The sequence below is a fragment of the Edwardsiella tarda ATCC 15947 = NBRC 105688 genome (assembly GCF_003113495.2).
Classification (GTDB): Bacteria; Pseudomonadota; Gammaproteobacteria; order Enterobacterales; family Enterobacteriaceae; genus Edwardsiella; species Edwardsiella tarda.
In genome coordinates, this window is the sequence record NZ_CP084506.1 from 3,224,548 (window position 1) to 3,240,097 (window position 15,550).

Annotated in this window: 11 protein-coding genes and 1 tRNA gene; 9 read left to right on the forward strand and 3 right to left on the reverse strand. The window is 57.8% G+C overall.

What is annotated here, in order from left to right; translation table 11 throughout:
* The first annotated feature begins 106 nt into the window (after window positions 1-106).
* The 5 genes from aspA to dicD all read left to right on the forward strand — a co-directional run bounded on the left by aspA (window position 107) and on the right by dicD (window position 5,774).
* A complete protein-coding gene (aspA, locus tag DCL27_RS14995; RefSeq protein WP_005281088.1) occupies window positions 107-1,543 on the forward strand; it encodes an aspartate ammonia-lyase in 1,437 nt (478 codons plus the stop codon).
* Between the two features lie 113 nt (window positions 1,544-1,656).
* Window positions 1,657-2,958 (forward strand): anaerobic C4-dicarboxylate transporter, encoded by a 1,302-nt coding sequence (locus DCL27_RS15000; RefSeq protein ID WP_005281085.1) that lies wholly within the window; start codon window positions 1,657-1,659, stop codon window positions 2,956-2,958.
* 127 nt (window positions 2,959-3,085) lie between these two features.
* On the forward strand, window positions 3,086-3,454 hold the full coding sequence (cutA, locus tag DCL27_RS15005) for a divalent cation tolerance protein CutA (protein WP_005281083.1): 369 nt from the start codon (window positions 3,086-3,088) through the stop codon (window positions 3,452-3,454).
* Window positions 3,430-5,187: a protein-disulfide reductase DsbD gene (locus DCL27_RS15010; protein WP_035600104.1), complete on the forward strand. Its 1,758-nt coding sequence runs from the start codon at window positions 3,430-3,432 to the stop codon at window positions 5,185-5,187. The genes cutA and DCL27_RS15010 overlap by 25 nt, the downstream gene beginning before the upstream one ends.
* Window positions 5,188-5,198: 11 nt before the next feature.
* A complete protein-coding gene (dicD, locus tag DCL27_RS15015; RefSeq protein ID WP_035600112.1) occupies window positions 5,199-5,774 on the forward strand; it encodes a division control transcriptional repressor DicD in 576 nt (191 codons plus the stop codon).
* A 68-nt stretch (window positions 5,775-5,842) separates the two neighbouring features.
* Here dicD and DCL27_RS15020 read toward each other — a convergent pair whose 3' ends face one another.
* Complete coding sequence (locus DCL27_RS15020) at window positions 5,843-6,484, reverse strand: YfdX family protein (protein WP_035600106.1); 642 nt, start codon at window positions 6,482-6,484, stop codon at window positions 5,843-5,845.
* A gap of 498 nt (window positions 6,485-6,982) precedes the next feature.
* On the opposite strand from DCL27_RS15020, the gene DCL27_RS15025 reads away from it, so the two are divergent.
* Both DCL27_RS15025 and DCL27_RS15030 read left to right on the forward strand, forming a co-directional pair.
* Window positions 6,983-7,058 (forward strand) — tRNA-Phe (locus tag DCL27_RS15025).
* Between the two features lie 545 nt (window positions 7,059-7,603).
* A complete protein-coding gene (locus DCL27_RS15030) occupies window positions 7,604-9,247 on the forward strand; it encodes an alpha-keto acid decarboxylase family protein (RefSeq protein ID WP_035598725.1) in 1,644 nt (547 codons plus the stop codon).
* A 376-nt stretch (window positions 9,248-9,623) separates the two neighbouring features.
* Here DCL27_RS15030 and torS read toward each other — a convergent pair whose 3' ends face one another.
* Window positions 9,624-12,422, reverse strand: a complete 2,799-nt coding sequence (gene torS / locus DCL27_RS15035) for a TMAO reductase system sensor histidine kinase/response regulator TorS (RefSeq protein WP_035598728.1) — start codon at window positions 12,420-12,422, stop codon at window positions 9,624-9,626.
* A gap of 79 nt (window positions 12,423-12,501) precedes the next feature.
* Here torS and torT point away from each other — a divergent pair, with 79 nt between their 5' ends.
* Window positions 12,502-13,548, forward strand: coding sequence for a TMAO reductase system periplasmic protein TorT (gene torT, locus DCL27_RS15040; protein WP_035598731.1), 1,047 nt, complete (start codon window positions 12,502-12,504; stop codon window positions 13,546-13,548).
* A gap of 10 nt (window positions 13,549-13,558) precedes the next feature.
* On the opposite strand, the gene torR is transcribed toward torT, so the two are convergent.
* Window positions 13,559-14,248, reverse strand: a complete 690-nt coding sequence (torR, locus tag DCL27_RS15045; RefSeq protein ID WP_035598736.1) for a two-component system response regulator TorR — start codon at window positions 14,246-14,248, stop codon at window positions 13,559-13,561.
* Window positions 14,249-14,385: 137 nt separating this feature from the next.
* Between torR and torC the strand changes: the two genes are divergently transcribed.
* Window positions 14,386-15,543, forward strand: a complete 1,158-nt coding sequence (torC, locus tag DCL27_RS15050; RefSeq protein ID WP_005296045.1) for a pentaheme c-type cytochrome TorC — start codon at window positions 14,386-14,388, stop codon at window positions 15,541-15,543.
* The last annotated feature ends 7 nt before the right edge of the window (window positions 15,544-15,550 follow it).

Consider the following 15,550-nt stretch of genomic DNA (forward strand, 5'->3'; position numbering starts at 1 on the left):
TGATCGTGTCCATAAAAGAGAGAACGGTGAATTCTCTCTGTTGTTCCTTAAAGAAAATTAATTTATTAGCTAATTTACTATTCGGCATCAATGAAAGAAGGTTCTCATGTCAAATAACATCCGTATTGAAGAAGATCTATTAGGCACCCGTGAAGTTCCTGCTGACGCTTATTATGGCGTCCACACCCTGCGTGCGATGGAAAACTTCTATATCAGCAACAACAAAATCAGCGATATTCCTGAATTTGTTCGTGGCATGGTAATGGTTAAAAAAGCGGCGGCCATGGCTAACCGTGAACTGCAAACCATTCCGCGTAAAATTGCTGACACCATCATCCTGGCCTGCGATGAAGTCCTGAATAATGGCAAGTGCATGGATCAGTTCCCGGTAGACGTTTTCCAGGGCGGCGCCGGTACCTCTGTCAACATGAACACCAACGAAGTACTGGCTAACATCGGCCTGGAGCTGATGGGTCACAAGAAAGGTGAATACCAGTACCTGAACCCGAACGACCATCTGAACAAGTGCCAGTCCACCAACGACGCTTACCCGACCGGTTTCCGTATCGCCGTTTACGCTTCCATCATGAAGCTGATCGATGCGATCACTAACCTGCGCGAAGGTGTTGACCGTAAGGCTGAAGAGTTCAAAAACATCCTGAAAATGGGCCGTACTCAGCTGCAAGACGCTGTGCCGATGACCCTGGGCCAGGAATTCCACGCATTCAGCGTACTGCTGAACGAAGAAGTGAAAAACCTGCATCGTACCGCTGAGCTGCTGCTGGAAATCAACCTGGGCGCTACCGCGATCGGTACCGGTCTGAACACCCCGGAAGGCTACCAGAAACTGGCTGTACAGAAACTGGCTGAAGTGAGCGGTCTGGCATGTGTACCGGCCGAAGACCTGATCGAAGCCACCTCTGACTGTGGTTCTTACGTCATGGTTCACGGCGCGCTGAAGCGTACCGCGGTCAAACTGTCTAAGATCTGTAACGACCTGCGTCTGCTCTCCTCTGGTCCGCGCGCTGGCCTGAACGAAATCAACCTGCCGGAACTGCAGGCTGGCTCTTCCATCATGCCGGCTAAAGTTAACCCGGTTGTGCCGGAAGTCGTTAACCAGCTGTGCTTCAAAGTCATCGGTAACGATACCTGTGTTACCATGGCCGCTGAAGCCGGTCAGCTGCAGCTGAACGTTATGGAGCCGGTTATCGGCCAGGCGATGTTCGAATCCATCTCTCTGCTGACCAACGGTTGCTACAACCTGCGTGAGAAATGCATCGACGGCATCACTGCCAACAAAGAAACTTGCGAAAAATTCGTCTTCAACTCTATCGGTATCGTTACCTACCTGAACCCGTTCATCGGTCACCACAACGGCGACATCGTTGGTAAGATCTGTGCCGAAACCGGTAAGAGCGTACGCGAAGTCGTGCTGGAACGCGGCCTGCTGACCGAAGCGCAGCTGGACGACATCTTCTCTGTTGAGAACCTGATGCACCCGGCATACAAAGCTAAGCGCTACACCGACGAAAGCGAAAAATAATTAACGCATCGCTTATTGTAGGCACGTCTGGTCCCCTGGTCAGTCGTGCCTTTTTATTGTTATTGTAGAGAAAAAATAAGAATTATTATCATTACACTTTAAGGAGAAACACTATGCTAGTCCTAGAACTGGTGATTGTTCTGCTGGCGATTTTCTTGGGGGCCAGACTGGGCGGGATCGGGATCGGCTTCGCCGGCGGTCTCGGGGTATTAGTACTCGCCGCCATCGGCGTTGCCCCGGGTAAAATTCCGTTCGACGTTATTTCCATCATCATGGCCGTTATCGCCGCCATCTCCGCCATGCAAGTGGCCGGTGGTATGGACTACCTGGTCCATCAGACCGAAAAAGTTCTGCGTAAGAACCCGAAACACATCACCATCCTGGCGCCGATCGTTACCTACCTGCTGACCATCTTCGCCGGTACTGGTAACATCTCTCTGTCTGCCCTGCCGGTTATCGCCGAAGTGGCCAAAGAGCAAGGCATCAAACCGTGCCGCCCGCTGTCTACCGCTGTGGTATCCGCTCAGATCGCCATTACCGCTTCACCGATCTCCGCCGCCGTGGTGTATATGTCTTCCGTAATGGAAGGGCATGGCGTTAGCTACCTGCATCTGCTGATGGTCGTTCTGCCGTCCACCTTCCTGGCCGTGCTGGTGATGTCCCTGATCATCTCTTGGTGCTTCGACTCCAAACTGTCTAACGACCCGATCTACCGCAAGCGTCTGGAAGAAGGTCTGATCACGCTGCGTGGCGACAAGCAGGTTGAGATCAAGAAAGGGGCTCAGGCTTCTGTCTGGATGTTCCTGCTGGGTGTTATCGCCGTGGTGATTTATGCCATCGTCAACAGCCCAAGCCTGGGTCTGGTGGAAAAACCGCTGATGAACACCACCAACGCCATCCTGATCATCATGCTGAGCGTGGCAACCCTGACCACCATCATCTGCCGCGTCGATACCGATAACGTACTGAACTCCAGCACCTTCAAGGCCGGTATGAGCGCCTGTATCTGTATCCTGGGTGTGGCTTGGCTGGGCGATACCTTCGTTTCCGCCAACATCGATTGGATCAAAGAGACTGCTGGTACCGTTATCCAGAACCACCCGTGGTTGCTGGCGGTGATCTTCTTCTTTGCCTCCGCGCTGCTGTACTCTCAGGCTGCTACCGCCAAGGCGTTGATGCCGATGGCTCTGGCACTGAACGTCTCTCCGCTGACCGCCGTTGCCTCTTTCGCCGCCGTATCCGGCCTGTTCATCCTGCCGACCTACCCGACTCTGGTCGCTGCCGTGCAGATGGATGACACCGGTACCACTCGCATCGGTAAACTGGTCTTCAACCACCCGTTCTTTATCCCGGGCACCCTGGGTGTTGCCCTGTCAGTCTGCTTCGGCTTCCTGCTGGGCAGCGTGATGCTGTAATTACTCGCTACATCACGTTAACGGGGCGCGCTGCGCCCCGTTGTCATTTTAGCCCCTGACAAGCCCGCCCCCCTCACGGTATAGTGTCGAAATCGTCATCAACACCGGCAATGCCACGAGGTTCGTTATGTCCCAGACCGTAACTCCCCTTACCGCCTCGGCGGTGGTTCCCGCTGAGCATAGCGATGCTATCGTGCTACTCAGCACCGCGCCGGATGAAGCCTGCGCTCAGGAGTTAGCCGCTAATCTCCTTGGGGAGAAGTTAGCTGCCTGTGTCACTATCCTGCCCGGCGCCACCTCGATGTACCACTGGGAGGGAAAGCTCGAACAGGAGTACGAGGTACAGATGATCATCAAGAGCGAACGGCGTCACCAGCAAGCCTTGCTCGCCTTTCTGAAACACCATCACCCCTACCAAACGCCGGAGCTGCTGGTCATCCCGGTATTGGCGGGAGACCAAGACTATCTATTATGGCTCAACGCATCCTTGCGCTGATCGCGCTGTTTATCACGACCCTACTGCCTGCCCAAGCATCTCTATTTGGCGGGCAACCACGCTTTGTTCCGGTGGATCAAGCCTTCGCCTTTGATTTTCAACAACAGGGCGCGCGCCTGATCCTGCATTGGCAGATTCAGCCCGGCTATTACCTCTACCGTCAACAGATCCACATTACGCCCCATCAGGCCCAACTGGGTGCCTGGCAATTACCCGCCGGTACCCCGCATCACGACGAGTTTCAGGGGGAGACCGCCATCTTCCGCGATCGCCTCGATCTCACCGTGCCGCTGCTGAGCGCCACATCCGGTGCCGAGATCAGCGTCACTTACCAAGGGTGCGCCGCCGCTGGCTTCTGTTACCCACCAGAGACACGGCGCATCCCACTCAGCGCGATAAACGCCACTCACGCCTCCGCGGCGTCGGATACGGCAGCCGCCACCACGGGTCAGGAGGCGGCGGCGACCCCGAGAGTACCGACATTACCTTTCCCGGCGCTGTGGGCACTGCTAATCGGCATCGGCATCGCCTTCACCCCCTGTGTGTTACCGATGTACCCGCTAATCTCGGCGCTGATCCTCGGGCAGAAACAGCGTCACAGTTGGGGACACACCGCCCTGCTGGCACTGGTGTATGTGCAGGGTATGGCCATCACCTATACCCTACTCGGGATGATCGTCGCGGCGGCGGGGCTCCAGTTCCAAGCCGCCTTCCAGCACCCCTATGTACTGGTTGGCTTGTCACTCCTGTTCATTGTGCTGGCCCTCTCGATGTTCGGTGCTTTCACCCTGCAACTGCCTTCGGCCATACAGACACGCCTGACGCTCTGGAGTAACCGCCAACGCGCCGGCTCGCTGTTCGGTGTCTTCGTCATGGGCGCCTTAGCTGGGCTAATCTGCTCTCCCTGCACCACCGCACCGCTCAGCGCGATCCTGCTGTACATCGCTCAGAGCGGTAACCTCTGGGTCGGCGGAGGCACACTCTATCTGTATGCCTTGGGCATGGGGATCCCGCTCATCGCGCTTACCCTGTTTGGCAACCGTCTACTGCCGCGTAGCGGACCATGGATGCAACATGTCAAAGAGGGATTTGGCTTCGTCATCTTGGCCTTGCCCGTCTTCCTGCTGGAGCGCGTGTTGGGCGATGCCTGGGGAGTTCGGCTATGGAGCTTGCTCGGCGTCGCCTTCTTGCTGTGGGGCTTCACCCTGACGTTACACAGTCAGCGACGAGGGACTCGCCTAGGACAAATCCTCCTGCTTGGCGCCGCCCTGATCGCAGCCCGGCCCTTACAAGAGTGGGCCTTCGCCACCCCGCAACAGAATGTGGACGCGGCCTCGCCAGCCTTGACGTTTCAAGCCATCGATAGCCCGGAACAGCTGGCGACCGCCCTGGCTCACGCCAAGGCGAAGGGACAACCGGTAATGCTGGACTTCTATGCTGACTGGTGTAGCGCGTGTAAAGAGTTCGAAAAGTACACTTTCAGCGATGATGCGGTACGTAAGCAACTCGCCGGTACCCTATTATTGCAGGCGAATGTGACCGCTAACACGGCGCAGCACAATGCGCTGTTACAACAGCTCAATGTGTTAGGGCTGCCCTCGATCCTATTTTTTGCCGCCGATGGACAACCGCTGGATCAGGCTCGCGTGACCGGCTTTATGGACGCCGCACGCTTCCTCAGCCACTTGCAGCAATTGCCGCACGCACAGTCAGACTCGGACGCGGCGCAATAATGGAGGTGATGATGCAACGGGAAATGATCTTGACGCAGGTGCTACACCGCTTGGAGCAGCGGGGGCTGGCAGACGCCAAGTTAGCGAATCTAATCGATCAGGCGACGCTCTCCCGAGAGCAGGCCCGGCGTTACTGGCCCGATGATGAGGCGCTGCTGTACGACTGCCTGCGTTTTCACGGCCAGCAGATCGATGCCTGGCGGCGACAGATCGCCTTGGATGAACAGCTTAGCAATGATGACAAGATCCTGGCACGTTATCCCGTGCTGGCGGAGCATGCCGAACAGGGCCGTTTCCCTGGCTGCCTATTTATCGCCGCCTGTATCCATTATCCACACCGTGATCATCCTATCCATCAACTGGCCACCTGGCAAAAACAGGCCTCGTTCGACTTTACCCTGCAGCTATTACGGGAGAATGATATCGACGATGCCACCTTGGTCGCCCAACAAATCGAATTGGTGCAGGAGGGTTGCCTGAGCCGACTGCTGCTCAGCCGCCAACGACAGGATATCGACATCGCCCGCCAGCTAGCGCAGGACATCCTACACATCGCCCACTGCCGCCGGCACGATGCGCTCGGTTAACGACGCATAAAAAAGCCACCTCCCAGGGGAGGTGGCCTACACAACACGCGATTGAGGTACGATGAGGATCAGTTAGCGTTCACCAGCGTAACGCTATCGGTCACAATCCCCTCTTCGGCACCCTTCAGCGCCAAGTTAGCCTCATAGTATTTACCCGCCTTCAGCAGCGCTTGTGCATGAGTAACGGCCTGACGAGTCTGTTTCAACGGCATCAGATACTGGGTCTCGGTAATGCCGACCCCGGCTAGACGTAGCGCTTCCAACGCCCCTTTACGATCCCCCTTACTCAGCTTCTCGTTAGCCTTCGCGATCGCTTTCTGTTTCTCCGGTGTCGCCACGAAGTCTTCAGACAACGCGATGGAGGCATTGATAATCACATAATTATCACCGGCTAACGGCGCCTTCTTATCACTCTTAATAAAGGATTTCCAATCGGTGCTGTCATCGGCCAATAGACCCGCAGCTTGATTGGTCAGCTTGGTCGCCACATCCGGGTAACCACGGAACAACGCCACACGTGCATACTGCATGTCACGCATCGCCGTGAAGCCCTGTTGTGCCACTTTCGCCACATCCTGCACCTGCTGGGCGGACAGACCTGCTGCCGCCGAGGTAGCGCTCGCCGGTGCGGCGGGTGCGGCATCGGCCGCCCAGGTAAAGGTTGAAAACATCGCCAGAGAAAGTGCTGTTGCTGTCAAAATACGTTTCATAATCTTGGCCCGTTTATCCCATACTGGTTAAATCGTTCGTTACAGCGGAGGATGTCCAACGCTTTCCTCCCGCTGACCCATTTAGTTATAGGCCCCAGAGGGATCATGTCAATTCCACTGCCAACGGCAGCGCTAAACGGCAAAAAAACGCCACACTCTCCGTTTTGTTGGGCTGACAAGGTCGCGGTGAAATTTAATCTTCATTACATTGACTGCTAACCCATTATTTTTAAATTGGTTATTTATTTCTAGATTTAACGAGATACCATTCTCAGCCATCTCTAGCCTCCGGCATGGCGCACATCATCCTGCCCAAGGTTAATAACCGCGCGACGGCACACATGTCCTAATCTCAGTACCTAACACCATCCCGTCACCGCCATCAACCCGCTCCGGCCATGCTCAGGACGCGCCGCTGGTGCTTTTCTCTCCACCCGAACCGCATGGTCGATAAAATCGTTGACGCGCCGGACGCAATACGGTTTAATGCGCCTCGTTGCCCGGATAGCTCAGTCGGTAGAGCAGGGGATTGAAAATCCCCGTGTCCTTGGTTCGATTCCGAGTCCGGGCACCACTTATTCAGAAAACCCTGCCTTATGGCGGGGCTTTTGCTTTTATACGTTAAGCTACTCTTTCTCTTCTCTGCTCGATAAGCCCCATGCCGCTTATCATTTCAGCGTGCCGTCCCACTCTTATGCATCGTCATCGCGTGTAGATTGATGGGATCAATTATCGTCAACTTCTCCCCCCGTTCTCGTGATCCAGCCTCAGCCCGATACCTATCCAGCGCCGGCGTTACATAGCGTATTCACCGACCAACGATGCACGAAATTGATGGGGGCGACCGAGGTATTATGTGAAATAGCCTGAATCGACTAGAAAATAGATAAAGGAGAGAGTGACCGTAATAAACACACGCGGTCCGTTCGCTCCCCTGCCGGTAATATCCTGACGAAGATAGCCAGACTCTATTTGTAGATTATTTTGCTGTTGTAAATGCTACGACGCATAACGTAACAGAACGCGTCCATAGGCGGTATAGCGATTGCGATTACGCCGTAGCTCGCCAAATACTATGACTACACTCACTATAGAGTTTATCCGCTACAGGACAGGATCATGACAAGCGTTATTGAATATGTGCTCTCCCGGTTATACGACTTAGGCATTCGAGATATTTTTGGCGTCCCCGGCGACTATGCCTTCCCGATTGAGGATGCCGTCTGTGCCGATCCCCGCCTGCGTTGGATCGGTAACTGCAACGAATTGAACGCCGCCTATGCGGCGGATGGCTATGCCCGCCTCCATGGTCTGGCAGCTCTGAGTACAACCTTTGGCGTGGGGGAGCTCAGCGCCCTCAATGGCATCGCGGGGGCCTACGCCGAATCACTCCCCCTGTTTCACTTGGTCGGTATGCCAGCCAGCGGGGTACAGGCCGCCGGTAAATTAGTACACCATACGCTCGGCGACGGAAACTTTACCCATTTCGCACAAGCCAGCGCGGCAGTCGTCTGTGCCCACACCATCCTGACGCCGGAGAACTGCGTCGCAGAGATGCAGCGCCTGATCGACGCGGCACTCCGCTACCGCAAACCCGTCTACATCGGGATCCCTAGCGACTATGCCGTTATGCCGTTTAGCGCCACCGCCACGCCTAGCACGCCGCTCCGTAGCGACCCTCAGACACTGGCCGAGGTGAGTGCCCAGATCGTCGAGCGCCTCCAGCAAAGTCAGCAGGCTTGCGCATTACCCGGGATCTACCTCACCCGCCATCAGGTACGCCAAGAGGCTCAGGCGCTGATCGAGGCAGCGGATCTCTGCTTCGCGACGATGGTCATGGACAAGAGCGTGCTGGATGAGTCACATCCCAACTATATTGGCATGTATAACGGCCACTTACTCAACCCTGAAGTACGCGACTTTGTAGAGCGTTGCGACTGTGTCTTACTGATGGGCACCTTGCTGTCCGACTTCAACACCGGGGGCTTCACCGCTCGCCTCGATCCATCGCATTGCATCACGCTCTTACCGGAGTCGGTACGCATCGGGACAACCGAGTACAGCCAGGTCCTGCTGAAAGATGTACTCAATGCCGTCGCCCAACAGATCAGTCCATTGCCCCGCCCAGCCAACGCACCGCGCCCCCAGCCACTGGCGCCCGTCAACGCCAGCGGCGCGATTACTGCGCCCTATCTCTATGCCCGCTGGCAACAAATGCTCCGCCCCGATGACATCCTGGTAGCGGAGACGGGAACCGTCTCCATGGGGCTTAGCTTTGCGCTGCTCCCACGTGGGGCGAGCTTCCATAACCAGACGCTATGGGGTGCCATCGGTTGGGCGACGCCGGCGGCCCTCGGCACCGCCATCGCCGCACCGACGCAGCGCACTATTCTGATCAGCGGCGAAGGTTCGCATCAGTTGACGGTACAAGAGATCAGCCAGTTCGCCCGCCACGGCTTGAAGCCACTCATCTTCATCTTGAACAACGACGGCTATCTGATCGAGCGCTTGCTATGCCAGGATGGTGAGGCCAGTTACAACGATCTGGCACAGTGGCAGTACGCCCAGCTGCCCCCGGCACTGGGGTGCCAAGGATGGTTCTGCGCACGGGTTTCGACCTGTGAGGCGTTGGATGAGGCGATCCGCCATGCCGAACACTGTGATAGCGCAGCCTATATCGAGGTGATCACCGGAGAGTACGTTGCCTCCCCGTTGGCCGAGAAGATGCACCAAGCCATGGCATCGCTGTACCACGCGGATTAAATGCCGTGTCAACGATCGCCACGCGACGATGCCGTGATCGAGCGTATCGCCGATAACGAGGCGATCCCCCCAGACGAAATAGGCCGACGTCTCCGCCGGCCTAACGTTCCTGCGCCGCTACAGCGCCTGCCCGATCAATAGCAGCATAGCGGCCAATGCCGTACCGCCGAGTAGGAGTAAGGAAAAAATTACCCATCCTAACTTGAGTCGAGGCCGTCTCGTCGTCGAGGCGACGTCCCACACTTTTGCCTGTAACATCACGGCTCCCTTTCCTGTTATCTACCTATCGCTCACCGTCATTCCTTGACGACGCCACTCCGTGATAGGCAGTAATGATGTCTGATTCAATACTATTGGGCGTTAAGAATATGCCTGATTATGTCGAATTACTGCCATCTAGCTCTGATATTTCGCTTAACCATGCCTCCAACACGGCTAAACCGTGATATACCGCCGGATCGGGCCGCGCCGCCGTCAATGGATCCCGCTCCAGCGCCAGACAGGCCTCGGCGGCGCGACACATTCCCAGGCTGGCGCAACTCCCCTTCAGACGATGGGCCAGACGGGCGACGAGCGCCTCATCCTCGCGCTCACGCGCAGCGATAATCTGCGCCAGCAAAGGTAGCGAGTGTTCACGAAACAGCCGCTGCCACTCGCCTAGACGCGCTCGGCCAAACGTCGCCAGATCCTGATCCAACTGCGCCAGGTCCAGCTCCGGCGCACCGGACTGGTCAGACTCACGCATCGCGTCATCCGGCGCCGCCGTATCATCCCCCGCTAAGTAGTGCGCCAACAGACGACATAACTCGGCGCATGGCACCGGTTTCTGGATCAGGCCACAGAACAGCGGCAGGATCCGCCGCCGCTGGGCCTCATCCAACACATGAGCACTAAACCCGATGCGCTTTAACTGAGGATAGAGAGCCACCATCTGTTGCGCCAGGGTCGGACCATCACTATCGGGTAGATCGAAGTCCACCAACGCCGCATCGAAGCGGGCATCTTGTGCCAAGATCGCCAATGCCTCGCCCGCGCTGGCGGCAACTTCGACCTGAATATCGACGCTCTGTAACATCTCGGCACTAATGCGTTGACTCAGCGGATTATCCTCGATCAGTAATATGCGTCGCCCACTCAACGACCACGAACGCGCCTCATCGCTCTGCGGCGGGTGGCTCGCTTGACGCAGAGGTAAAGTGAGACAGAAGCGACTCCCCTCACCGGGGAGACTACTCACCGTCAAGCTGCCCGCCATCGCCTGAGCCAAACCACGGCAGATCGCCAGACCCAGGCCGGTACCACCACGCCGGGCGCTCAGTTGAACAAAGGGTTGGAAGATGGCCGCCTGCTGTGCCGGATCGATGCCACAGCCGCTATCCTGTACCGCGATCCACCACTGTGTCTGGTCACAGCCACTCTGCAGTACGATCACCCCTCGCTCAGTAAAACGCAGAGCATTATTCAGTAGGTTCATGACGATCTGGCGAATACGGCGTGGATCACCCTGCAACCATGCCGGTAACGCAGCAGCGTAGTCATGTTCCAGGCGTAATGGCCGCTGTTGTAGCCGTCCTTCCGCTAAGCGCAGCACACTATCCAGCAACTGGCGTGGTGCAAAAGGCTCATCATTCAACGCCACACTGTGACTACCCGCCTCGATCGCCGAATAATCCAGGACATCGTTCAACACCGCCAACAGCGACTCACCCGAGTCATTGATCGCCTGTACATAATCCCGGCAGCGCGGGGAGAGAGGCTGCCCGGCCAGCAATTGGGCAGTGCCGAGAATGCCATGCAGCGGCGTGCGGATCTCATGGCTCATCGCCGCCAGAAACGCCGACTTGGCATTATCGGCCTTCTCCGCGGCAGCTCGTGCCTGGCGGTGCTCAACCACCAGCGCCTGCAACTCGGCGGTTCGCCTCTGAACCTGATCGGCCAGATGCTGACGCTGATGACGTAACGCCTGCACACTGGTACGAAACGCCTCCATCAAGCGCCCGATGGTATCCAGCTCACGCACACCGGTACGATTGGGGAAAGGGGAGTCGACGTCTCCGTCTAACAGACGCTGCAAGGCCGCCGTCTGGCGCGCCAATGGGCGCGAGACCGACCGATAGACGACACGCCACAGAATCAGGCACAGCGTCAACAACGCCGCCCCCCCCAGCAACGTCAACCAGGTCAACCCCAGACGACGAGCCTGTTGGAGTTGGGCCAACGCGTCGGCGTTGCGCTGTTCGATGTCACTCACCTGGCGGCCAATCTCCGCACTGAAATGAGTAAACAGATCCAGATTGTTCTGCGACAAGGCCTGGAGTCGGGCCTGGATATCATTCTCTTGACGATATAACCCAACCAAGGTGGGATAATCCGCAACCTGGGTCAACGCCTGCGCGATCTGTGCCCGAATACGCGGATCCTCGACGCGCTGCTGGCGGCGTTGCAAAATCCGCAGCGCCTGCGCCAGACGATCCTCCTGCGCCGTCAAGGCCAAGCGGCCACTCTCCCCCTCTAGCACCATAATCATCTGCTGCACCCGCAGCGCGCTCAGGCGTAACTCGCTCATCTGGTTAAGATATTCCAGATCGATGTCGATCAACCGGTCCAGTGCTCGCTCCGCCGCCGCTTGGCGATGCTGCTCGATCAAGTCGTAAATACCGGCCTGGGTCGCTCCCGCCGCCGTGGCGGCGTTACTCGCCTGCCCCTTGGCCAAGTCGGCGATCTGCCCGGCGGCGGCGGCGATCTGAGCACTGAGCTGACGCTGACGCGCCCGTAATTGCAGACGCTGCCCAACTAACTCCCCCTGCTCGCCCAACGACTGCGTGATCGCCATCTCCTGCTGAGCGATGGCACTGGTGTCGAATCCCTGCGCGCGCAACTGATCCAACAGCCCGCTAATCTTCAGGCTCTGCGCCGTGAGCATCCGCCCTTGCGCCAACCACTCACTCTCGCTATCCGCATTACCTAGATTCTGCGCGGAGAACAGTTCATAGGCACCAGCCTCGCTCAGTTGGCGCGCCATGTTCATGGTCGGTAACAGCGCCTGGGTGTTCGCCCGTTCGACCTGGCCGACATAACGCAGGCTGAACCAGCCGACCAGCCCGCTGCCCAGCGTCAGCGCCGCCATTAACGCAAAGGCCAGCCATAGCCGGCGGGTAAGAGAAGGATTGCCCATCGCGCTTCCACATCGTAAAAACATTGAGTTCATCACCGAGATGGCTCTAGCATAAAGGCTTACCCAGCATGAGGCCATTATGTCCCTACGGCGATCCCTGATCCTCGCACTACTCTGCCTGCCCCTCGCCAACGCGCAGGCAGAGGACACCCTACGCCACTGGCGCAACGAGCGTCAGGCCGATACGACCCGACTATCGGCGCTACCCGCCACGCCTGCGCCGACAGCACGCAAACTCTGCGCGCTCTACCCGAGCCTGAAGGATGCCTATTGGTTATCGATCAACGACGGCATGGCGCGTGCGGCGGCACGGCTCGGCATCACCCTGAAGGTGTTCGAAGCCAGCGGCTACCGCCAGCTCGCGGCGCAGCGTGAGCAGATCGCGTTATGCCGTGAATGGGGAGCCGATGCCATCCTACTGGGCAGCAGCGTCGACCGATTCCCCGATTTGGCCGCCCTCGCGGGAGGCACACCGCTGATCGAGGTGGTCAACGCCCTGCACGATCCCGCCATTCGTACCCGAGTCGGCGTACCCTGGTTCCAGATGGGCTATCAACCGGGACGCTACCTCGTGCAGCAACTGGGGCAACGCCCACTGAAAGTGCTGCTGATGCCCGGCCCCCGCGATGCCGGTGGTAGCCGTGAAATGAGCACCGGTTTTCGTGCCGCCCTCGCGGGCAGCCGACTGGAGATTGTGGATGTCGCCTACGGTGACAATGATATCGAGGTACAACGCAACCTGCTGCAAGATATGCTAGCGCGCCACCCCGACATCAATGTGGTCGCCGGCACCGCCATCGCCGCCGAAGTGGCGATGGGAGAGGGGCGCAATCGCGCGACCCCACTGACCATCGTCTCGTTCTATCTGTCACACCAGGTCTATCGCGGCTTGAAGCGGGGCCGTATCCTGGCCGCCGCCAGCGACCAGATGGTATGGCAAGGTGAGCTGGCCGTCGAACAGGCGCTGCGTGTCTTACGAGGGCAAACGGTGCCAGATAACATCAGCCCACCGATTCTTCTGCTCACCCAACATAACGTCAGTCGTCAGCTCGTGCGCCGCTCCCTCTCGCCGCTAGGCTTCCGACCGGTCTATCTATACCAGCCCTCACCCCAGCCGGTCAGTTGATGGCGACGCGCTAGCTCACCTCAGCCGCGAGAAAGTAACCCTCACCATGCTGTGTCACGAATAGTTCGGGGCTGAGTTTGGCGCGCAGTCGGCGGATCAACACATCCACCGTGCGGAGATCGGGATTGTCGACGCGATGCGACGAGAGAGTGCGCAGCAGGCGCTCGCGGCTTAAGATCGTGCCGGGATTGGTGACGAAAGCCAGCAGCATCTCGTACTCCGCGCGCGTCAGGCGGATCGGCTCGCCATCGCGCTCCAGCGTATGACGCGATACATTCAGGCAATAGTCGGCAAACAGGTAGCAATTATCCGCCGCCGGTTGCGCCTGGCGCGCCAGATCGATACGCCACAGTAGGTTCTTCACCCGCACCACCAACTCACGCAATTCCAGCGGCTTAGTGACGTAATCGTCCGCCCCCATCTCCAGGCCGACAATACGATCGATCTGATCACAACGCCCAGTCACCAGGATGATGCCCACCGTCGAGCGTTCGCGCAGCGCGCGTGTCAGCATCAGGCCATTCTCATCGGGCAGGTTAATATCCAGCAGGATCACATCCACTGGCTGCAGCAGCATCAACTCGCGTAACCCCGCGCCACTGGCGGTCACCGAAACCTGATACCCCTCCTGGACGAAGTAATCGCGCAAACGCGCCTGGGTCACCGGTTCATCTTCAACAATCACAATGTGGTGTGTCATCGCCACGGCTCATCGTCTTCTGTTCATATCTGTTCATATTCTGACGTATCGCGTTCATGCTGACCAGTGACCCTGTTCATATTTAATCAATAAGATCGCGCATGACCCTCTCTTCCTCATCATGACAGGATATTGCGATGAAAAAACTTTGGAACAGGCTGAACCGCCCCAGTACGCGCTGGTCGGTACTGGCGTTGCTGGTACTGGGCATCGTCATCGGCCTGGCGTTGATCATCCTGCCGCACGTCGGCATCAAGATGACCAGCACGACCGAATTCTGCGTCAGCTGCCATAGCATGCAGCCGGTCTATCAGGAATATAAGCAGTCAGTCCACTTCAAGAACGCCTCCGGCGTACGGGCCGAATGCCACGATTGCCACATTCCCCCCGACATCCCCGGGATGGTGAAGCGTAAGCTAGAAGCCAGCAACGATATCTACCAAACCTTTATCGCCCATTCGATCGATACGCCGGAGAAGTTTGAGGCCAAGCGGGCCGAGCTGGCGGAGCGCGAATGGAAGCGCATGAAAGAGAACAACTCGGCGACCTGCCGCTCCTGTCATAACTATGACGCGATGGATCACGCCAAACAGCACCCGGAAGCCGCCAAGCAGATGGCCATCGCCGCCAAGGATAACCAGTCCTGCATCGATTGCCACAAGGGCATCGCCCACCAGCTGCCGGATATGAGCAGTGGCTTCCGTAAACAGTTCGCCGAGCTGCGCCAGAATGCCAGCGATGAAGGCAACACCCTGTACACCCTGGATATGAAGCCGATCTATGCCGCCAAAGGCGACAAAGAGCCGGCCGGCTCTCTGCTGCCCGCCTCCGAAGTCACCGTACTGAAGCGTGACGGCGATTGGCTCCAGGTGCAGATCGAGGGTTGGACCGAAACCAACGGCCGCCAACGTGTTCTGTCGCTACTGCCGGGCAAGCGCATCTTCGTCTCCTCCATCCGCGACCAGGTACAACAACACGCCAAGACGCTGGAGAAAACCACCGTCGCCGCCACCGGCGTGGAGTGGAGCAAGCTACAGACCACCGCCTGGGTACAGAAGGGCGACCTGGTCAATAACATCAAGCCGATCTGGGCCTATGCCGACGCGCTGTACAACGGCACCTGTAACCAATGCCATGGCGCACCGGATAAGTCGCACTTCGACGCCAACGGCTGGATCGGGACCCTCAACGGCATGATCGGCTTCACCAGCCTGGATAAACGTGAAGAACGCACCCTGCTCAAATATCTGCAAATGAACGCCTCAGATACTGGCGGCGCCGCTCAGAAACACTAAGGGAGAG